We start from the raw sequence: 20766 nt of genomic DNA, 5'->3' as shown, positions 1-20766 counted from the left end.
AGAGCACCGCAGAGGACGCCTGAGAAGCGCTTGGTGGCAAGTTGAGCGATGTCGCCCTTCCCTTTGAGAGTTTCGGCGTGAGCCACAAAGGCTGTGTGCGCGAGCACAATGAGGACAGCTATCTGCTCGAGCCACGAACTGGCCTTTGGGTGGTGGCCGACGGAATGGGCGGGCATGAGGCCGGAGAGGTCGCTTCGGCCAGCATTGTCGACCATCTGGCCACGATCGGCATCGCAAGCTCCGCGCCGGATCTGCGGGCGCGCTTCGAGGACAGGCTGAGCCGAGCCAATGCCGAGATCCGCGGCATATCGGAATCTCGCGGCATAACCATCGGTTCCACGGTCGCCGCCCTGTTGGCGATGGACGGGCGGTTTGCCTGCCTGTGGGCCGGCGACAGCCGGATCTATCTGATCCGCAACGCTTCGATCTCGCAGATTTCGAAAGACCACACCGAAGTGCAGGAACTCCTCGATCGAGGCATGATCAGTGCGGCCGAGGCGCTCACCTGGCCACGCCGCAATGTCATCACCCATGCGGTCGGTGTCAGCGACGAATTCGTCATCGATTTCCAACATGGCGAACTGATGCCGGGGGACATTTTTGTGTTGAGCACCGACGGGCTGACGGCGCATGTCACCGACGCGGAGATAGAGGCCGCCGTCGTATCGGCAACACCTCGGGCGGCGTGTGAAAATCTGTTGGAAACCGTGCTGACGCGGGGCGGAACGGACAATGTCACCATCGTGCTGGTGAAGATCAAGAAAGGACGCGACGAACAACCGCTTCGCCCTGATTTGTCCGGAGCGGAGGGCCGAGGCCGATGAGCGCCGACGACAAGACGCGAATACCGCCGCAGGTGGCCAATACCGCCGTAGGCACGCAGCTCAGCGGCATCTATGAACTTGACGAGCGGATCGCGTTCGGTGGCATGGGCGAGGTCTACCGTGGCCACAACATCCAGACCGGAGACCACGTCGCGATCAAGATCGTCCTGCCCGAGTTTGCCCGTGACCAGACGATCTTGTCCTTGTTCCGCAAGGAGGCCTCGATCCTCAACCATTTGTCGCATGATGCGGTCGTGCGATACCACGTCTTCACCATCGACCCCGGGATCGGCCGCCCCTACCTTGCCATGGAATTCGTGGACGGCGAGTCGCTGTACGACATCATGCGACGTGGTCCTATGCCGGCGGAAGAGGTTCGCAAGCTCTGTCATCGCCTCGCATCCGGATTGAGCGCTGTGCATCAAGCGGGAGCAATCCATCGTGACCTCTCGCCGGACAACATCATCCTGCCGGGGGGCCGGGTCGACCGCGCAAAGATCATCGATTTCGGCATCGCGCGATCGGCGACGGTGGGTGGGGAGACGCTGATCGGCGGAAAGTTCGCGGGAAAATACAACTACGTTTCACCCGAACAGCTCGGGCTGTTCAGCGGCGACGTCAGCGAGCAGTCCGACATCTACAGCCTTGGGCTGGTGCTGGCTGCCGCTCTGCGCGGCAAGCCGATCGACATGAGCGGATCGCAGTACGAGATCATCGAAAAGCGCCGCGCCGTTCCTGATCTCTCAGACATCGACGACGATTTTCGCGCCATTGTCGACGCCATGCTACAGCCGGACCCGCAAGACCGGCCGGTCAGCATGGCTGATATCGCCAGGATGACGCGCGGCGAAGACGAAGCAACAACGCCGCCGCCATCCAGGACACCTCGCGACCGGCCGGCTTTGCCAGCGGCGGGACATACCCTTGTTCCTGATCCCCGGGCACAGCCCCAGCGATCCAATGTCGCCGGACAGAGCGCGCCTGTGGCAACGGGCCCAGGCGAGCAACGCTTCGTCCCGCATGTCCGGCCCGCGCATTTGTCCGAACCGCGGCCTTCGCCGGTCGCCCGGCCGCCGCGTGCGCGCGTCGCGGCGGATCTACCTGGAAAATCCACGAACACCCGAGCCATCGCGATCGCTGCCTTGGCGGCGTTGGCTGTCGCCTCAGGCGCGGGCCTTTATCTAAGCGGCGTCATGACGCCGGCGACTCAGTCTGCCGGCAAGACATCGCTTTCACCCGAACCACCAAAGCCTGCAGCGGAAACGTCAAAGCCGATCCCGGCGGACAAAGTCGCGAACGCCCCGGAGCCGGCTCAGCCGGTTCCGCCAGCGCAGCCGGAAGCCAACGTAGCGCCGGCCGAAAATCAGCCCGCCGAAGCCCCCTCGCCAGCCGAGGAACCCCCAAAGCCGCCGGCAATGGAAGCGCAACCGCAAACAGAGGCGAGCGCGCCGCCGGCTGAAAGTCAGGCAGATGCAAAGCCGGTGCAAGCGCCCGAGGCAGCGAAGCCCATTGCTCCCCCGCAAACCCAGGCCCCCTTGAAGCCTTCTGCAACGGACGCGCAGCCTTCGGAAAAGACAGCGCCGGCAACCCAGCCGGATACGATGGCCAGCAACAATCAAACGTCGGCTCCGGCACCTGAGACGACAGCTCCAACCCCGCCAGCCGAGAAGGTCTCAACGCCACCGCCGACCCAGCCGAAGAGTGTGGAGGCCCCAAAGCCCGAGCCGCAGATCAACCAGCCGGCGGTGCCCGAGGCGACCGTACCAACGCCCTCTGCGAGGCAGGCGGATGCCGCGAACGCCGAGGGCCAAAACGCCTCGTCACCACCGGCCAAACAGCCGGACCAGGCCGTCATCGCCTTCAACGTGCCCAAACCGGCGATACCCCCGGTCGTCGACGACATCGCGCAACGAGTCTCCTGGGTTCGCGACTTCGGCGGCGGCGACTGTTTCTATGCCAACATAACGTCGTCAACCGACAAGGCCGCCGCGATCGAAGGTTTTGGAACGGCGGTCCAGCCATTCGAACGGATGCTGGGCGATTTCCAGGCAAAATTCCATGTCGAGCCGGACATCAGCGTCCGCCTCATTGAGCCGAGCCAATGCGAAGTCACCAACTTTCTGCGCTTTCTGGGGCAGGCCGCGGCCGACAAGCCGCAGCTTGTTCTCGACCGGACATCGGTGCCGAACGGAACGCCGATCGGCGGCACGCTGGTGACGCGCGGCGGCCTCATTTCCAGCGTGCTGCTCATCGATCACAAGGGCATGGTGTTCAATCTCGATGACCGTATCGTCGTACAATCGGACAAGGCTACCTTCAGCATCCCGATCGGTCTCGGCGCCGCCGACAAGGCCGCCGGAAAAGCAGTGCCGCAGATCATAATGGTGATCACGGGTCCTCAGGATATTCAGGCGGCTGCGTTCTCCATGCCGACGCCGGCCTCGGTGCTGCTGCCCAAAATTCTCGAAGAGATCGAAACCGACGGATCGCAATTTTCAGCCACTGCCAAGTACTTTCGGCTCGGCGGATAGCATGGGCGCCCGATGGAACTCCGCCGCGCGTGTTTGCCTCACTCGTCTGCCGACCTGCCCGTAAGGCAGCGCGATCCAGCTCGAGCCCTGCTCGCCCTGACAGGCCGGATGAAACTTGCCGTCATGGCGGGAGCGGCATTGCTGGCCGTGCTGGCGTCCAGCGAAGCACACGCCGAATTCACGGTCTGCAACCAGACACTCGACGTCGTCAATCTCGCCGTCGGCCAGAAGGTCGACAATGCGGACCAGACCGACGGCTGGTGGACTATCGGTGCAAATCAATGCGTGAACGTCATCCGCGAGGAAATGACAAACCGCTACATCTACGTCTACGCGACAGACGTCTTTGGCCATGCGATCCTGACCGGGTCGACCGAGATGTGCATCGAGCGGCGGCGTTTTTCGATCCGCGGCATCGACGAATGCTGGCAGCGCGGCCATATTGCGGCGCACTTTCTCGAAGTCGATACGCTTGAACAGGTGCGGTGGACCTTCTTCCTGACCGGAAGCAATCCGTGACGCACAGTATCGACACCAGTTTCAGAGAAAAAAAGCAGGCGCGCGCCGCGCTGCGCAGGCGCACGCTTTGGCGCAGGCTGATTGCCGGTTTCGCTGTCATCGCCCTGCTGTCCATCGCCGCCGGTTTCTACCTCACCGCGGACTATTGGTCGTTCGGTGACGAAGACGAGGAACTGCATGCGGTCGAAGGCGCGGACGATGTGCCGGCCGATGCATCCGTCTATGTGCCGGCCATTATCGACCTGGCCGGGGACCCGATGTGGATCACGCTTGCGCCCGATGCCGCCGCGACGAAAGGCAAAGCGGTCCCGCGCCCGGCAGAACTCGATCAGGCGGGCGTTTCGCCGCAGATCGAAATCCTGTCGGACGTCATGCTGAGCGCCAGCGAAAAGTTCATGACGACGATACCGTCGACGCAGGAGGATTTCGCCTTCTTCCAGGCGCAACGAAAGACGGCTGCAGCACCATCCGGCGATCTGCAGAACGATCTTCAGCCGCCGCCCACCACCCAGGACGCGGCCGCAGGCCCGCAGGCAGATGCCGACGATCCGGAAGCCGGCTGGGGCGAGACGATCGACGCGGGCGACGCAGCACTGCCCGCATTCCAGAAGACCCAGATCGAAAACAACACGAGCGTCGCGGTCGTCACCAATGAATATCAGCGGTTTGAGGCGACCGAAGACACGTTCGTGAAGATTCTCAACGACCGGAGCTTGGACAGCGTTGTGCTCGATGCCCATTTTTCCGCCGACGATGCCAAGCTGGCGGGTGAAGCGCTGAAGGCGCTCTTCAACCGGGAGGGCCTGGAGCCGGGTTATGTCGTCGCCATGCGCGGTTTTCGGCCGAACCGCGAGACGACGACGATGTCGCTCATGCAGGTTTCGATCTACGCCAAGAACGTCTTTGTCGGCACGCTCACGCGCAATTCTGCCGGCGCGTTCGTTTCAGGTGTCGATCCCTGGGTCCGCGAAGATCTTTTCAACTACTCCGGTGCACAAGAGGAAGGCACGCACAAAAGGCAGTACCGCCTGCTCGACGCGATCTACTCGACGGCGGCCCGCAACAATGTCCCGACCGGCGTGATCGGCGAAGCGATCATGTATCTGTCAAGAGGGCAGGATCTGGACGCCTTTGCCAGCGAAGACCAGCGTCTCGTGCTGATCTATTCCCAAACCCCGCGCGGCAAGGACGAGGGTGCCGGGCGGGTGCTGTATGTCGGCGTCCAGGGCACCGAAAAAAGTCTCGATTGTTTCGTCTTCCAGCAGAGCGACGGCCAGTTTGCCTGCGTGAGCGGTGACGATCAGGTCCGCTCCCTGACAGTCACCAACGGCATGGTGACGCCCGTCAACGGGGTCATGACCTCCACCTTCGGCCCACGCAAGCATCCAATTCTCGGTGTGGTTCGCATCCACAAGGGCGTCGACTGGGCAGCCCCTGTCGGCACGCCGATCATGGCGGCCTTCGACGGCGAGATCACCTTCCAGGGCGATGGCGGCGGTTACGGCAATTTGGTGAAGATTGCGCATCCCAACGGACGCGAGACGCGCTACGCGCATATGCAGAAATTCGCGATCGCAAGCGGTGTCGGCACAAAGGTGAAGGCCGGCGACATCATCGGCTATATCGGCACCACCGGCCTCTCGACCGGGCCGCATCTGCATTTCGAACTCTATCAGAATGGCGAGGTGATCAATCCGCTGGGCACGGTGACCGCCGCGGTCGCCACCTATGATACTGGCAGTTCTGGCAAATCTGGCGATGTCGCCGTCGAAACGCTGACCGATCGGATCGTTCATGTCGAAAGTGGCGGTAGCGCCCGCGCCAAGAACCCGAATTCCTCAGCGACCGGCGCCGGCCAGTTCATAACGAAGACCTGGATCCGGATGATGAATACCTATCGCCCGGAACTCGCGCGCACTCTATCGACCGCCGACCTCTTGGCCCTGCGCTACGACGCTACCATCTCGCGTGAGATGGTGCGCAATCTGGCACGCGAAGGCGAGGCCTATCTGCGGGCGCGCGGTCACCAGATCACGGCCGGCCGGCTCTATCTCTGTCACTTCCTGGGCATGGAAGGCGCGCATCAGGTGCTGGCTGCGCCAGGTTCGGCGCAACTGAGCGCCGTTCTGGGGTCGGCCGTCATCCAGGCCAACCCGTTTCTCATCGGCAAGTCAGCCAGCTATGTGGTGGACTGGGCCGAACGGAAAATGGGCCAGAAGCTGAGCCGTGTGGCCACTGACACCAGCCCGCCGCCGACGACGACGGAGATTCGCGAGACATCGCCGGAGTTCGAGAAATACAAGCAGGCCGTCATCGCCCTCATAAGCTCGATTCAGAATACGCTTTGAACCTGCCCGCCATGGCGTCAGTCGCTCGGACTAATGGTGTTCCTGCTGCCAGGTGTTACTATAGCTAACTTTTTTCGGGCCGTTGTGAACCAAAATTGTGGTTAAGATCACATATGCCCAAGAGCCATCTTTTTGGCGCAGCGACTCTGTCGCTGATGAAATTTAGCATACGCAGACATCAACAGTGCGCCCAGACGGGCGGAGGGCTGGTCTATGAAAGCGTTCGCAATCTTTCTGAGCGGGATTTTCCTATTTTTCCTTACCGCCTTCGGCGCCGAGGCTGCCGTGCCTGAGGCCAAACGCGTCGCACTGGTGATCGGCAACAGCAAATATGTCCATGCGGTTACCTTGCCCAACCCCGCCAACGATGCCCACCTAATCGCATCGACGCTGCGCAATGCCGGCTTCGAGGTCATCGAAGGGGTCGACCAGGACAATCCCGGCATGCACAGCCTCATCAGCCGGTTCACCGAACAATCCTACGACGCCGACCTCGCGGTCATTTTCTATGCCGGTCATGGCATGCAGGTCGACGGCAAGAATTTCCTTATTCCAGTCGACGCCGATTTGACGTCGCCCGCCTATCTCAAGACACGCACCGTTCAGATCGACGAGTTCATGGCGGCGTTGCCATCCGACCCGGCGGTTGGTGTCATCATCCTCGATGCCTGTCGCGACAATCCACTCGCCAGGACGCTGGCCGCATCGTTACCGAAGTCGCGCTCTTTGGGATCCGGCCTGGCGCCTATCGAAGCAAAATCAGAGGGCGTCGGAACGGGTGGCATTCTGATTGCGTATGCCGCCGATCCGGGCGCCATCGCTTTTGACGGCAACGGCATCAACAGCCCCTACTCCACCGCACTCGCCAGGCACCTGACCGGACCCGGCGTCGAGATCCAGAGCGCGCTGACGCGGGTGCGCGGGGAAGTGAGCGAGACCACTCAAGGTCGCCAGCGGCCATGGCACAACGCGTCCTGGGGCGCGAGGTGTTCATTGGAAAACCCATCGCGGCGGCGGCGCCTGCCGTAAACCAGTGGCCGACGCATCGAACGCCGCAGCGACATTCGCTCCTGCTCCTGTCGCCAGCGATCCTCCGCCCTGGGAAGTCGAGCAGCGGCTCTGGGATGAAGCCTCCAAGCGCAACTCGGTGCCGTTTTACGAGGCTTATCTCGAGCAGTTTCCAAACGGCCGCTTTCGCCACGGTGGCGCGGCTGAACATCGACGAATTGAATGACCCAAAAGCCCAGAATCGGCAGGTCGCGGCACTCGATACGGACCAGGCGAACGCCAGTTCCGGCTCGGCGGTGCGCACCTCGGTCGGCGTCCCGGACGAGGTGAAGCAGACATCGGGCACCGACTTGACGAAAGTGCTATTGGCCTTGACCGCCAGGGTCGCATCGACCTGCAATTGCGCATCGAAGCGTTGGGCAACGAGTTTGGCCGCGTCGACGGAAACATTGGCCCACAGACCCGTCAGGCGATCGGCATCTGGCAAGCGGAGAACGGCCTGCCGCAGACCACCTATCTGACACGCCAGCAACTTGCATTCCTCGTGATCCAGACGATCCGATGATGGAAACCGTGCGCGCCAGATATGCTGCCGATCGAGGCCCGTGCGACGCAGCCGAAAAAGCAGGTGGTACAGAAGGTCCGCACGCAGAGACCGGTGGCACAGAAACCCCGCAAACAGAAGCAGGTCGTTCAGAAGCGGCGCAACCGCGAGACTGTGGTGCGGCAGGATGATGATCTTCCGCCACCCCGCGACAACAACGACTTCCTCACCAAGGCGCTGATCTTCGGCACCGGTGTAGCGGTGGGCGGCGTGCTCAAGAACTGACCGCCGGCGTTCCTAGCCTGTTGGACCCAATCCGGTCGCTATTGCGTCTTTATCCGCATTTCCACGCGGCGGTTAGCCGGATCGTACGGGTCGGGGCTGCGTGGATTCTTTTCGCCCATGCCGATCGGGTTGATGCGGGCGGCCTCGACACCATTGGCCGTTAGAAAGGCGGCCACCGATCTTGCCCGTCGTTGCGACAGGCCTTCGTTGTAGTGCACCGTGCCGGTGGCGTCGGTGTAACCCTCGACGACAAAGCTGAACGTGCTCAGCCGGCTGTCCTTCAGCGCCTTGGCGAACTCGCCGAGTTCAGCGCGCGCGGTGGTGTCGAGCTCAGCCGAATCCAAGCCGAAATTGATCAGCATATCGAGACTGGATTTTTCTCCCGGCGCGTCCTTCGCCTTGCTCTTGCTTTTGCACTCCTCCTCGGTGCCGACACAAATTCCTCGTGATTTGCCGAGGTCGGCGGCTCCGGCAAAAAACTTCACGATGTCTTCTGATTTCTGAACGGGGTCGGCGAAAGCGTGGGTCGAGAAAAACACGACCGCCAACACAAAGGCTGAACTGCCCCACTGCATAGCGGTTACTCCTGTTGAGCATCCGATTTCGATGGCATGATCATACCAAACTCCGGGGCAATTGTCTGTCGATAAACGCCGGGGATACGGCGGTGCCGGCAGTTTTTGCAGCGTTACCGGTAGAGACTTGACCCGCGCCGCGCCTGGGGCTTGAGTGGTTAGAGCTTCTCGATGAAAGCGTGGCGGTCATGGCCAGCGGGCTTCGATTCAAGACGGCACGGGATCTCTTCATGGCTTGCACCGGTATTGCCCGGGAGATGAGAACGCTTCCAACCGAACAGCCATCGATCGAGTTTTGCCGCGGCCTGCTCGTCGGCCGCGTTCCCGAGGAGGCGATCACGTTCTGTGCCTACCTGCTCCCCGATCGGGCCGCGGTCTGGTGGGCGCATGAATGCCTGAGCCATCTGAGCGAGCTGCTCGACGGGACGGATCACGAATTGCTCGCCCATGTTCGCGACTGGGTCAGTGAACCGGACAGCCCCCGCCACCGCGCCGCAGTGAGCCAGGCAGAGGCAACGCCGCCGACAACGCCGGGCGCCTGGATTGCCCTGGCGGCGGGATGGCGTGACAATGGTTCTGTTGCTGGCGGATCTGCTGCCGGCGCAGAACCACCATCAGCCTTGCAGCCGTTTCCTGCCGCCCATGCAGTCAATGCTGGTGTTCTGGCCGGACTGGCACGTGTCGCACTGGCGGACCGCTTTGCCGTTCTTTCCGCCTTTGTCGAAATGGGCATCCAGATTGCCGAGATCGAGGCGCCGCGCCAATCGGGGGATGCCTACTAGACCAATTCCAGGAAAAGTGTGAGACGGTTTTCCGTCCGGAATTGCGTCAAAACAAAGGGTTAGAGCCTACCGACAGAAACCAGGCGGATGCCATTATCGTCCTGCCTTACTTGCAGCCACCTTGAGCCCATTTGGCAAGCGCCACTTTGAAGCGTGTTCCAAGCGGATGTTGCAGGCGCAAAACGGAGGCATCGTTGGCGGCGAAATTTTTCGCCTGCTCGCACAGCCGCGCCTCGTCCCATTCATGGCATCCGTCGCAGTGCTTGTCCTCCCATACCGACTTGTCCAATCCCTCCACCGGGCTGAACAGGGGCTTGCCCTTGATCAGCTGGGCGATGCTCTTGCCGTCGATTGCCGGATCGCCGAAATCGATCGGATGCTCGAAAAAGATCGGGTCGTCCGAGGCCAGCCTGGGGATCTTCTGACGCAGCACTTCGAGTGCAAGCTGATCGTCACCTTGGCCCGATGCGCTTGCAGCGCCAGTGTTGCCCGCGCCGGAACCGCCCTCCGCCTGAGGTGCACTCGCCTCGCCCACGATCAACGGCGCATTGAGATCGACCTTGTGCAGAACGACATCCGTTTTCAGCGAAACGTTGATCCAGGGACGCTGCTTGCCGGCGGTTGCCTTGAGGACGTCGCTGGCGACCCTGTTCATGGCCTCGGTGATGGGGACATTGGATTCGCCGATACGCTTGAGGAGCGCCGAAGTGAAAGGCGAATGCCCGCCTGACCTGTCATCGGCGAGCTGATGGGGACTGGCGGCGAAAGCGACGAGCGTGCCGGCACCACCTTTCTCTATCGGGATTTCGGCAAGGCCGCTGCTTACGCCGTGGACGCCCGCGGTCTTGGCCAGCACCTCGGCGAGGGGATTGTCGCGGCAAGCGTCGAGAAACACCAGCCTGATGCTGGTCTCGCGCGACATCTGGCGCAGAACGAAATCAACCGACACAGCCTCGAAGTCGAGGGAGGTCTCGTCCTCCAGCGCGGCGTCGACCGGAAGCAGGTAGTTCTTGCCCGAGACCTGCAAGCCGTGGCCGGCGTAGAAGAACAGCGCGATATCGGCGCGGCGCACCCGTTTTGCGAACTGGGCGATCGTCGCCTGCGTCTGCGGCTTGGTGAGATCGAAGCCTGAAACCACATCGAAGTCGAGCTTCTTCAAGCGCTCGGCAATGGCCTCAGCATCGCGTACCGAATTGGCGAGCGGTGCTGCGTGTTGGTACTGGGCGTTGCCGAGGACCAGTGCGACGCGGCGCTCGGCGCTGGCAGCCGTCAAAGTGAAAAGCAAGGCGAGCGCCGCGAGGCCGCCGGCGCGAAAGAGGCCAACGCAACGGGCGTTCAAATCGGACCTCACCGCAACCTCAGAGCTTGGTAGCGGAAAACTCGATCCGCCGATTGAGCGCCTTGTTCTTGGGCGTATCGTTGGCGGCAACCGGCCGCTCCTCGCCGTACCCGGTGGCCGTAATCTGCGTGCGCGGAATCCCCGCGGCAACAATGGCATCGGCGACCGCCTGGGCTCGCCGTTCGGACAATTGCTTGTTCGCCTCCGGCGAGCCGTCGGAATCGGTATAGCCGGAAACCTCGACCTTTAGGCTTGGGCATTTGCCGACGACACCTTCGACCTCCGTCAGCAACGGCCGGCTCTTCGCATCGAGCCGCGCGCTGGCCGGCCGGAAGTAGATGGCGCCGGTGCGCGAGAGCACCGCGAACCTGTTCAGGCATTCCTCATCGCTGAAGTTCGCCTTTGCGGCGTCGGTGGCAACCGGGCCGACATCGGCCGGACTCGCTGCGGCGGTTTGGGTGGCGGCCGGCTTGCTGCCGTCGACGGTGAAGACGAAGTCGAACGACACCGACGCGGTGGGCACGATGTTGGTCACATTGGCCGCCTGCTGGAGTTTGTCGACGTTCGGCAGCAGGCCGAAATCCTCGACATGGACAGCGACCGGAGCCTCCGAAGCGACGGACACCATGGTGTCGCTGATCATGGTCACGACGATGCTGGCCTCGAGGTCCTTGTCAACGCCGTGCAGATTGAGACGGAAAGGCAGCGTCGACTTGATCCTGCGCTTTGTCGCGAGATCGGCGAATGCGGCGGGATCCACTTTGGCCGTCAGCTCGGCCGTCGGGTACTTGAAGGTCTCGAAAAACAGGAAGCGCATGCGAACATTGCGCAAGTCGACGCCGGTATCGACCGAATTGAGGTCGAAGGTGACCTTGGCATCACCCGCCGAGCTGAGCGTGCCGGTAATGTTCCTGATCTTGTTTGTCTCGACGATCGTGTTCTTCTTGACCGACTGGTAGGTGATGACTGAAGCTGTGGGATCAAGCGTCCAGTTCGGCGCGGCGTTGGCGGCTTGCGATCCGAGCAGCAGCAAGCCGGAAAGCGCAACGACAAGGCCAAGACCTCGTGTGACGGGACCTTTCAGCCTCGTTTTCCACCAGAATGCGACGACTTCGAACATGGAACGCCCCTGCCCCAGGACCACCTTATCGACACGACACCTGGCGGGAGCATAGAGCACTTGCGACTGGTTGGCGAGCAACTCCCGAAAATCCTGGGAATGCTGGAGAACCGGCGAAGAACTGGTGTCTGCCCCATTGTTGGCATACTGCTCTCAAGACCGAGGATTGGGCTTTGGGGAAAACAATGAGGAAGTCAGTGCTGCTATGATCAGAACATGGTCATAGCTACCGCTAGCCCTCAATGCTTGGTCAACCTCCCCAACCGCCACCGCCGCCGCTGCCACCGCCGCCGCTGCCACCGCCGTCGCTGCCGCTGCCGCCGCTGCCGCTGCCGCCGCTGCTCCCGCCTGCACCCATGGCGGGAACGACCGGCCGGGGGACGGTGGCTTCCTCAGTCGGTTCGACGAGTTTCTTGGCGACAACCTTCTTCTGTTTGGTGATCTTTGGCGTGGTCGTCGTGCGAATGAGCTTCGGCCTGTGCTTTGTCGTCGTCACCGTCGGTTCGGCCTTTGGAGCAACGGACATGCAGCCCGTTACTGCCGCCAGAGCCATGGATAAAACTGTGGCGATCAATGCCTGCTTCACTGCCCTGCCCACGATTGCCTCCTCATTGATCAAAACAAGTCCCGACGCGGATTGGCTTGCTCCCAGACCGCTCTGGCCGCGCTGACCAGTTGGTCGTCAAGCGAGCCCTTCGCCGGGATCTTCGACTTGAGTTCGCCGCGCAATTGCTTGAGAGTCGCCGTTTTCGTCTTCACTGCGAATTTCGTCAGCGTCGTCTGGGCGCCCGGCAATTCCTTGCGAAGATCAAGCGCGACCCCGAAGGCCAGATAGCGCACCGCTATCGCCTGGTCGGCATTGGCGCCCTTCTGCATTTCGAGTGCCGCGCGATCATATGCGCCGGACTGATCGCCGCGTGCCGTGGCCAGCTCGAACAGTCTTTGCGCTTCGTCGAGGTTTTGCTCGACACCAACGCCATCCCGGTACATGCGCGCAAGGCTGGCCGGAGCGTAGGGCTGGCCTAGATCCATAGCCTTCTGGAACAGCCCTCGCGCCTGCCCGGGATCCTTCTCGATGCCCACACCGGCCAGGTAATTACGGCCGAGCAGGTTCATCGAATACATGTCCTGCCGCTCGACGCCTGCCTTCAAAAAGGCAACGGCGCGGGCCGGATCGGCGGGTACGCCGTTGCGGCCTTCCGTGAAGATCGCGGCGAGGTCGTTCATGGCATAGGTATGCCCCATCGCCGCCCCCTTGAGCAGGAGGTCCAGGCCCTTGGCGGTATCAGGCTTGACGCCATAGCCATTGAACAAGGCGCGGCCCCACGACGTCATGCCGTAGGGATCGCCCTTGTCGGACGCCGCCGCGTAAAGCGCGTTGGCCTGCGCGCGGTCGATGGCCATGCCGGTTCCGGTCGCATACAAGTAGCCGAGTTCGAAAACGGCGCGCACGTGCCCGTTTTTGGCGGCATCCTCGATGGCTGTCTTCGCTTCCTTGACCTTGCCGGCCGCCAGCAGCGCGCGTCCGAGTTCGTAGCGGAATCGCGGCACATCCGGATAAGCCTTCACCGCAGCCTCGCAGGCCTCCACAGCGCTGGTGCCGATTTCATTCGGCAGCAGGCCGGGGACAACGCCTTGCAGATCGAGAGGTTCGCCTGCAGCCTGGTCGCAAGGATCGACGCTTGGTGACAGCTTCATCGTGGCGGGCTTGGAGGAACTGCTGTCCGCACGGATTTCGAAGCCGACCTCGACCGGCTCGGCGGCACCGATCTGGGGTTCGTAGCGTAGCTGGTCGACCTCGTCCGCCATCAGGCTCGACTCCGGCGACAGGGCACGATCCGGCAGGGACAGCGTTCCGGTTGCCGGATAGGACGCGAGCTTCAGGCTAACAGCGGGATCCTTGGTCGGGAAGTCCAGCTTCAGCGGAACCGGGCCGACGCCGACCGGGACGCTGATCTGCCGATTTCCGATCGCCTCGGCGGCGCCGGTGATGTGGATGCCTCGCTCCAGCACTTGCTGTTTCTGCTCGGTCTCGAGCGAGGCCACAATCTGTTCGCCCTCGGCGCCCTGGCCGCTTTTGACACGAAACACCATGATGCCCTGGGCTTCGCCACCCCAGTTGTCATGCGTGGCGTAGGCCAGCATGTCCACCTCTTCCGTCGCACCGGCCCCCTTGGGAACATCCAGCTTCAGGCGCGGCAGGTCCTTGCCCTGGATCTGTTCGCCCACTGCGACAGCCTTGCCGTCCAGCAGCAGGCGTCCGAGCGCAAGCGGCCTTTCGATGCTGACGGTGATCGAGCCGCCATCGACGTCGACCGGTTCCGGCAGGTCCAGGGCAACAGGCCCGACACCCGACGGCACGACCTTCTCCAGAACTGGCGGCAATGAGGGCCGGCTGGTACGGCGCATCAGGACAACCTCGTCGATGAGCGAGGAGTTTTCCCACGGAACCTGCTTGCCGTCGGTGGCCTTGACCACATCGCGGCGGACCGCGGCCATGACCGTGCGTATCTCCTGGTTCGGCGCCAGCGCGCGACGAGAGAATGCGGATGAAAACGGGCTGAGGTCTCCCGCTCCATCATAGGCGACCGCCCCTGGCTCGGTGGCAAAGGCAATCAGCGTGTTCAAGGAACTTCTGACTTGTGCAAGGCCGGTGTTGCCCGCCCTGATCAGCTGGTCCCTCAGCCAATAATCCTTGCGCGGGAACGGATTGTTGCGACATGCATCGAGGATGATCACCTGGATCTTCGATTTCGCGCGCAATTGCTGCAGCACATCGTCCAGCTTGACCGCCTGGACTTCTATATCGGCCGCATTCTTCAGCGAGGCGTCGACGGGGATCAGGAAATTCTCGCCACCAATCTGAAAGCCGTGACCTGAATAGTAGACGACGGACAGATCGGCGCCATCCGCCGCCGCGAGGTAGTTGCGGAACTGTTCCTCGAACTGCAGCTTTGTGAGATCCTTGGCGACGAACACTTCGAAACCAGCCAACCGAAACGTCTTGGATACGTCCTCGGCATCCTTGTCAGGATTCTTGAGAGCGGGAATTTCGCGGTACTCGGAATTACCGATCACCAGGGCAATCCTTCGGTCGGCCGACGCAGCGAAGCTCGTCAGGGTCGCTATGACGAAGACCGCGATCAATCCGCAAAGTCGGAGCATGGCAAACCGCCTCAACCGCCACATCCTGACGGCCGCAAGTTCCCCAGATTGCGGCATCAAGGTCTGTTGAAGAACTCACAATCCGCCAAGACAGCAACCCAAAAAGCAGTGAAAAACCGTCGCGGCAGCAGGCACCTTCCTCATCCGAATGTGTAAACTACCTCAGAGCCGAGCCATCCGCAATGAGTGGCAAACTTCACCGGCGTGGTTGTCCAGATCCGACGCACCCGCCAAGCTTTCACCCGGCGTCGCTGCGAGTGCTGATGACCGTATCGCCCCCTGGACATGAACACTAATTCGAAGTGCTTGCTAGGCTCGCTGTACGCGGTTCTACGGTCCGAGGTGCTTGCCGAACTGCGGAATCGTTACGATATCGATCAGCTCTCTACACTGACGACAACGCGCCCGTGCCTTCACGTCCGGACGTCGATGCTGTCGCCGCCTGCTTCACCACGAGAAGAAACTCGTCTCCACGGCCGACATGCGGCGTTGCGGTCCGGCCCTTTGATGCCGGAAGCGCTATGGGGCAAGCTAGTTGACCAGTACCCTCCAAATTGCTTGCCTCTCCATGAGCCCGCCAATACCGGTGTCGGGCTTTTGCTTTGTTGGTGCCCGCAAGCGTCAGGAAGGTAGTCGCCGAATTGACGGGAACAATTTAGCGAACAGCAAATTCAACGGTCTTCTGGCAGGAGGCCAAAGTGTCCCAGCGAAGCGTCGACAAAGACCGATTGGAGCGCGCAGACCGTGAGGCAAAAATTGCTAACGCGGCCGAGAGAGAGGCGCGTTATTTAAAAACTGCGACTTCGAGAACAACGCCTTGCTGCCGAAGCTAAGGGTTCCCAAGCTTTGAAGAAGGGGCAATCCAGGAGCTAAGGCGCTTAGCCGCCGACGCTGGCCGTCAGACAGCGAAGCCCTTTCTGATGGAACAACCACCAATAGTTTTGGCGCGCCAGGGCCCCGACGATCCTGGCACGTCCTCCTTAGGACGCCCGCCGCTGCCGTTCTGGGGCGGAGGGTCTTTACATTTGACGGCCTGCGCAAGGCCCCGCTCGACGCATGAGCGATGGTCAGCGGGAAACATCGTGAATCTGAAAAGCCCAGCATTTATGTCCCGTCCGCCGATCTGCTCGCGGCCGGCTAATGAAAAGCGCCTTCTCGCGCTAATGATTCTTGCTGAGGGAGAAACATCCGTCTCTGATCTGGCGCCGCGGTTAGGGCTTAGCAACTCAGCACTCTCCCAACAGCTCGGCATAATGCCAACGGGATCTGCGACCGCGGGATCGTTGTCCTAGGCGCAGGCGTTGCCCGGCAAAGCTGGATCACATCTACGGCACAGCGACTTAAATTAGTAATGCCTTATGGAACTTTGGGGCTGGCGTTTCATTTCATCGGCATGGAGGCCACTGTAATCCAAGGTACCAGGACCGGAGCGAACGTGTCGCTGCGCTACTCGCTGGTTCTGCCGATATACAACGAAGAACAAGTGCTGCCTCGTCTGGTCGAGCGCATCAGGTTGTTAATCGACCAGCTGGACGGTGAGACCGAGGCTATTTTCGTCGATGATGGAAGCCGCGATGGCAGTGTCAGATACCTTCGGTGCGTGGTTGCCGCCGAGCCTCGTTTTCGGCTGATCGAGCTTTCCCGCAATTTTGGGCACCAGATAGCAATAACAGCCGGTATGGACGCCGCCCAGGGGGATGCTGTCATCGTCATGGATGCCGACCTCCAAGACCCACCCGAGGTGGTCCTCGACCTGGTGGCGAAGTGGAAGGAAGGGTTCGAGATTGTTTATGCCCGGCGCGTTAAACGCGAAGGCGAATCCTGGTTCAAGCGCTTCACGGCAAGTCTCTTTTATCGCTTGCTGGAAAAGATGACGACTGTAGACATTCCGCGCGACGTTGGAGATTTTAGGTTGGTCGGCCCCAAAGCGCTGAGAACTTTCAGACAGATGCCCGAACAGGATCGCTTCGTCAGGGGCATGTTTGGCTGGATGGGATACAAGCAGGCGGCGGTGCCGTTCGAACGTCCCGCACGAGCCCATGGCCAGACCAAATATCCATTCTGGAAGATGGTGCATCTTGCTGCTCACGCCATCGTCAGCTTCTCGGAACGGCCGCTGCGCCTGGCCCTCTGGGGTGGCTTGGCCATTTCTGTGCTGGCCGTCGCCTTTGGTGCGTTTGCAATTTATGCTTGGGCTTTTGAAGCCGGCATTGTTGCCGGCTGGACCTCGACGGTGATGATTGTGTCGCTCCTGTGCGGCATCAACCTTTTCATGACCGGCGTGGTCGGAATGTATGTCGGAAGCATCCACGCCGAAGTGAAACGGCGCCCGCTTTACGTGATCGATCGCCTCACCGGCTTCGACCGGGCGATGCCTTCCGTTCGCGTCAAGAACCGAAGATCGCCTCGAAAATCCCGGATTGGAGTGCCGGCCAATGTCCGAACTCTTCGACAGTTATAGATCCAGCTATGACGAGACTGTCCAGGGATCGATCCGATTTTCAGGGCTTAAGCACGACTTCTTTCTTAAGGCCAAGGCCGAGTTTCTCCGACGCCTTGTGGTTGAACGAGGGCTTGGCCCTGATGGCTCGGGTGTGCGGGCGCTTGATGTCGGCTGCGGCGTAGGCGTTCTCCATCCACATCTCAAAGGCGCCTTCGCGTCCCTGGACGGCTGCGACATCTCGCTGGACTCGATCCTGCGTGCCAGGGAGGAAAATCCGGGCGTCGTGTACAAGGCCTGCTCCAGCCTGACCCTGCCATACGACAACGGCGTCTTCGATCTGGCCTTCGCCAGCTGCGTCGTCCATCATGTACCGCCAGCTTCCTGGCTTGAGTTCGTACGCGAGATGCGGCGCGTCGTTCGCCCGGGCGGTGTCGCCTGCATCATCGAGCACAATCCCTATAACCCGCTGACGCGTCTGGCTGTGATCCGGTGTCCCTTCGACCGAGATGCCGTGCTGCTCAGCGCAGCCAAAACAGCGTCACTCTTGCAAATGACAGGCTTCACCGACATTCGGTCCGAGCACTTCCTGCTGCTGCCGTCAGGCGGGCTGTTTGCCCGAAAAGTCGAGCGCATGCTCGCTCGCCTGCCACTTGGAGCACAGCATGTGTCTAGTGCGCGTGCCTGAGCACCGGTCTGCCGGCGACGACACGCTCAAGCTGGCACGCTTCGGCTTGGTCGGCATCGCCGCCACAATTCTGTATGCCGCTTTGGCTGCCGCTTTTTCCAAATCGGAACGGCTCGGTTTCACGCCCATCCAGGCTTCGCTTGGGGCATATGCCGCAGCCACCTTGTTTTCGTATCTCGCGCACAAATACCTGACGTTCGTGTCGGGCCGGTCGCATCGAACCGAAGTTCCACGTTTTCTCCTGCTGGCGGCAACAGGCTTTGCCATTGCCTATGGCGCGCCGGCATTTATGACGGTGAAGCTGGGCTTGCCGCTCGTCATTCCCGTCCTGATTACGTGCTTGCTTGTCCCCGCCATCAATTTCTTCGTCCTTGACCGGTGGGTTTTCGCAGATCGCCGCCCGCTCGGCACGGCAACCGCTCCCGCCAGCGGCGATAATGCTTAAATGGCGTCCAGTCGAAACGACACCAATTTGATAGAGCGTTTGTAAATGTTGCTGGCGGCCTTGCTGGGTGGGATCCCGTCGAGGTAGTCAAAGGTCATTTCGAACGTTCTAGCGTTCGAAAAAGCTGAGTGCGGAATGAAGAACGAGACGGTCGTCGGTTGCTTGCCCGACAGCGTGACCTTATGCAAGGATGCGCCATGCACTGAGATTATCACCCTCTGCGTCATCTGTGGCGGACGAATGACAGCGGCCATTTGTAGCGTTGCCTTTAGGCCGTCGCGAGGCGGCGGTATCTGCAGGCGAAGCCGCGAGGTTTCACCCAGTGAATGCGTCCCGTCGGCTGCTGGCCCCGACCAGCCACAAACTTTCATGCTGGCAGCTTGTTTGGCGCCGTCGGACCGGAAGGACACTGTCTGACCGAGTGAGTAGCTGCCAACGGTATCGCGGTTGAGGCAGGTTGTCGTGCGGTCGATGTAATAGGCACGATAGTCGGGATCGATATTCGGATGGAGAGCCAGCGCAAGGATGAGGATTTCGGACACGGCCAAAGCCGCGGCGAGCGCGTAACCCCCAAGCGAGATCGCGCGTCCGTAGGCGTTGCGGACGTCAGACCAAAGCAAGGTAGCCTCCAATCCATGCCACAGTCATGAAATAGCAGGCGACCAGGAAGAGAAACAAAGCGGCTATCCAGGTCAGTTTCGACGCCGACAGCAAGACCGCCATCAACAGTATCAGAGGCGCAAGCCCAATGACGTATCTGACCATGGAGGCCAGATTCGTGATCAATGGCACGACAATGCTGATCGCGCAGAAGATACCAGCGCCATATTGCTTGCGAGCAATCAGCACGACCGATAGCGCCAGCCCGGCGATTGCCGCGAGCGCACTCCATTGGGGCGCCGTGGGCAGCCATCCAGTCTTGGGAAACACTGAGAGTCCGTCCCACAGAAACAGGATCGGGTTCCCAGCCACTCGTCCAAAGGCGCGTTGGACGTGTAGGAACGCAAAGCCGTCGCCGACAGTGACATACAAAAACAGGATGTAAGCGAACAAGCCGGCGGGCGAGATCAAGATAACGACGAGCAGATCCGGCCGACCAAGCACCCAACGAGGAAAGGAGAGTGGTGAGCCGCCCCTTTCCCGATGCTGTTGGAACATTTCAATGACGGTCGCAAAGACGACAAGGACCCCAACGAGCCTCGTTGCCGAGAGGAGGGCTGACGAGATGCCAGCGGCGGGATAGCTGGAGCGTTTGAGTGCCAGGAAAACGGTCGAGGTCAGGAGCACGAAAAGAGGTTCGGAAAGGAAAGTGGTGAAGTGGAAGGAGAACGGCCCACTAAGCAAAAAAGCGCAGTACAGCACATAGGCCCGCATGTTCTTCTTCAGCAGCGGCCATGCCACCAGACATGCGGCGTAGCTGCATGCAAGCGAAGCGATCGTTGCGACCACTATCGTGGGGAAAGGGAAAATTGCCCGGATCACCGCGACCAGCATCGGGTAGAACGGGAAGAAGCCCCATCGTCCGACGTTGCTTTGGTTCGGGATGGGAAAGCGTTCGTAGCCGCGTTCGGAAATATCCACATACCAGTGGCAATCCCATCGGCAGAGCGCACGAGCGTAAGACTCAAAGCCTGGTTCTGCCAACGTTGAAGCAACGGCGGCATGACGAATAGCAAGGCCAGTGACACCGAACAGGAGCGGGATTGTGACGACCGCTGCCGCTATCATGTGGCGTTTGTTGATCGTCGGGCCGTAGTCGGGGAAAATCTCGAACTGCTCTGCGCCCTTCGTCGACGGCGCATCGCTGGGGCTCTTCATGGCCGGGACGAGATTGTCAGTCCCGGATTTTCTCATCGCGGAGCACCGGCGCGGCGCGTTTCCATCCCCTGACGGGAGCCCGCTTCGACTGTGACCAAACCGCCGACCGTGGTCTTGCCAGCTTCATAGTCGACCGGCGTGGCGTATCCGATGCGGTTCAACTTGTCCGCCGCCTTTGCCTTCTTCGGCGCGTCGCTGGCCCGACGGTCGTCGAGCAGTGCCAGATGAGTGACGCCGCCTGTCGTCACCTCGTGACCAAAGTCGATGCCACTCTGTTTCCGCGCCATGTGAGAGATTCTGGAGCGCGGCCGGCGGTCGTCAAGAGGTTGCTAATA

21 protein-coding genes are annotated in these 20766 nt (G+C 61.2%); 13 read left to right on the top strand and 8 right to left on the bottom strand.

The features are described 5' to 3' along the window. Positions 1-41 precede the first annotated feature (41 nt). The 8 genes from EOA19_RS25615 (at position 42) to EOA19_RS36065 (ending at position 8059) form a co-directional block, all read left to right on the top strand. Positions 42-824 carry a protein phosphatase 2C domain-containing protein gene (locus EOA19_RS25615; RefSeq protein ID WP_128305190.1) on the top strand — a complete coding sequence of 261 codons (783 nt, stop codon included), beginning with the start codon at positions 42-44 and terminating at the stop codon, positions 822-824. Continuing rightward, on the top strand, positions 821-3355 hold the full coding sequence (locus EOA19_RS25610) for a serine/threonine-protein kinase (RefSeq protein WP_128305189.1): 2535 nt from the start codon (positions 821-823) through the stop codon (positions 3353-3355). Before EOA19_RS25615 ends, EOA19_RS25610 begins: the two co-directional genes overlap by 4 nt. Before the next feature lie 108 nt (positions 3356-3463). Next, entirely contained in the window at positions 3464-3874 is a 411-nt protein-coding gene (locus EOA19_RS25605) for a DUF1036 domain-containing protein (protein WP_164893040.1), read from the top strand. Continuing rightward, entirely contained in the window at positions 3871-6222 is a 2352-nt protein-coding gene (locus EOA19_RS25600) for a M23 family metallopeptidase (RefSeq protein ID WP_128305188.1), read from the top strand. Before EOA19_RS25605 ends, EOA19_RS25600 begins: the two co-directional genes overlap by 4 nt. Before the next feature lie 213 nt (positions 6223-6435). Continuing rightward, the gene (locus tag EOA19_RS36080; RefSeq protein ID WP_245486328.1) at positions 6436-7251 is read left to right on the top strand and encodes a caspase domain-containing protein; all 816 of its coding nucleotides are present in this window, start codon (positions 6436-6438) and stop codon (positions 7249-7251) included. 4 nt (positions 7252-7255) lie between these two features. Further along, positions 7256-7456, top strand: coding sequence for a hypothetical protein (locus tag EOA19_RS36075; protein ID WP_245486326.1), 201 nt, complete (start codon positions 7256-7258; stop codon positions 7454-7456). 174 nt (positions 7457-7630) lie between these two features. Continuing rightward, a complete protein-coding gene (locus EOA19_RS36070) occupies positions 7631-7795 on the top strand; it encodes a peptidoglycan-binding domain-containing protein (RefSeq protein ID WP_245486325.1) in 165 nt (54 codons plus the stop codon). A 21-nt stretch (positions 7796-7816) separates the two neighbouring features. Next, positions 7817-8059, top strand: a complete 243-nt coding sequence (locus tag EOA19_RS36065) for a hypothetical protein (RefSeq protein WP_245486323.1) — start codon at positions 7817-7819, stop codon at positions 8057-8059. A gap of 38 nt (positions 8060-8097) precedes the next feature. Here EOA19_RS36065 and EOA19_RS25590 read toward each other — a convergent pair whose 3' ends face one another. After that, positions 8098-8634, bottom strand: coding sequence for an OmpA family protein (locus tag EOA19_RS25590; RefSeq protein ID WP_128305187.1), 537 nt, complete (start codon positions 8632-8634; stop codon positions 8098-8100). Between the two features lie 188 nt (positions 8635-8822). Between EOA19_RS25590 and EOA19_RS25585 the strand changes: the two genes are divergently transcribed. Continuing rightward, positions 8823-9416, top strand: a complete 594-nt coding sequence (locus EOA19_RS25585; RefSeq protein ID WP_206638121.1) for a hypothetical protein — start codon at positions 8823-8825, stop codon at positions 9414-9416. A gap of 106 nt (positions 9417-9522) precedes the next feature. On the opposite strand, the gene EOA19_RS25580 is transcribed toward EOA19_RS25585, so the two are convergent. From EOA19_RS25580 to EOA19_RS25565, 4 genes are all read right to left on the bottom strand, one after another. Next, positions 9523-10755 carry a caspase domain-containing protein gene (locus tag EOA19_RS25580; protein ID WP_164893039.1) on the bottom strand — a complete coding sequence of 411 codons (1233 nt, stop codon included), beginning with the start codon at positions 10753-10755 and terminating at the stop codon, positions 9523-9525. A 19-nt stretch (positions 10756-10774) separates the two neighbouring features. Beyond that, positions 10775-11875, bottom strand: a complete 1101-nt coding sequence (locus EOA19_RS25575; RefSeq protein ID WP_128305184.1) for an OmpA family protein — start codon at positions 11873-11875, stop codon at positions 10775-10777. A 250-nt stretch (positions 11876-12125) separates the two neighbouring features. Beyond that, entirely contained in the window at positions 12126-12494 is a 369-nt protein-coding gene (locus EOA19_RS35410) for a hypothetical protein (RefSeq protein ID WP_164893038.1), read from the bottom strand. Further along, positions 12491-15040, bottom strand: coding sequence for a caspase family protein (locus EOA19_RS25565; RefSeq protein WP_128305183.1), 2550 nt, complete (start codon positions 15038-15040; stop codon positions 12491-12493). Before EOA19_RS25565 ends, EOA19_RS35410 begins: the two co-directional genes overlap by 4 nt. A gap of 920 nt (positions 15041-15960) precedes the next feature. Between EOA19_RS25565 and EOA19_RS36570 the strand changes: the two genes are divergently transcribed. From EOA19_RS36570 to EOA19_RS25545, 4 genes are all read left to right on the top strand, one after another. Continuing rightward, entirely contained in the window at positions 15961-16332 is a 372-nt protein-coding gene (locus EOA19_RS36570) for an ArsR family transcriptional regulator (protein WP_348629852.1), read from the top strand. A 101-nt stretch (positions 16333-16433) separates the two neighbouring features. Next, positions 16434-17501 (top strand): glycosyltransferase family 2 protein, encoded by a 1068-nt coding sequence (locus EOA19_RS25555; RefSeq protein ID WP_128305214.1) that lies wholly within the window; start codon positions 16434-16436, stop codon positions 17499-17501. After that, on the top strand, positions 17476-18168 hold the full coding sequence (locus tag EOA19_RS25550; RefSeq protein ID WP_128305182.1) for a class I SAM-dependent methyltransferase: 693 nt from the start codon (positions 17476-17478) through the stop codon (positions 18166-18168). The genes EOA19_RS25555 and EOA19_RS25550 overlap by 26 nt, the downstream gene beginning before the upstream one ends. Beyond that, entirely contained in the window at positions 18146-18613 is a 468-nt protein-coding gene (locus EOA19_RS25545; protein ID WP_164893037.1) for a GtrA family protein, read from the top strand. The genes EOA19_RS25550 and EOA19_RS25545 overlap by 23 nt, the downstream gene beginning before the upstream one ends. On the opposite strand, the gene EOA19_RS25540 is transcribed toward EOA19_RS25545, so the two are convergent. From EOA19_RS25540 to EOA19_RS25530, 3 genes are read right to left on the bottom strand one after another with little or no spacing between them, the layout of a single operon-like run. Then, positions 18610-19233, bottom strand: a complete 624-nt coding sequence (locus EOA19_RS25540; RefSeq protein WP_128305181.1) for a hypothetical protein — start codon at positions 19231-19233, stop codon at positions 18610-18612. The genes EOA19_RS25545 and EOA19_RS25540 overlap by 4 nt on opposite strands. Then, positions 19220-20467 (bottom strand): hypothetical protein, encoded by a 1248-nt coding sequence (locus EOA19_RS25535; protein ID WP_128305180.1) that lies wholly within the window; start codon positions 20465-20467, stop codon positions 19220-19222. The genes EOA19_RS25540 and EOA19_RS25535 overlap by 14 nt, the downstream gene beginning before the upstream one ends. Then, complete coding sequence (locus EOA19_RS25530) at positions 20464-20718, bottom strand: hypothetical protein (protein ID WP_128305179.1); 255 nt, start codon at positions 20716-20718, stop codon at positions 20464-20466. Before EOA19_RS25530 ends, EOA19_RS25535 begins: the two co-directional genes overlap by 4 nt. Between the last annotated feature and the right edge of the window lie 48 nt (positions 20719-20766).

The sequence above is a fragment of the Mesorhizobium sp. M7A.F.Ca.US.010.02.1.1 genome (assembly GCF_004023085.1).
Lineage (GTDB): Bacteria > Pseudomonadota > Alphaproteobacteria > Rhizobiales > Rhizobiaceae > Mesorhizobium.
This window is presented reverse-complemented; position numbering and strand designations above follow the sequence as displayed.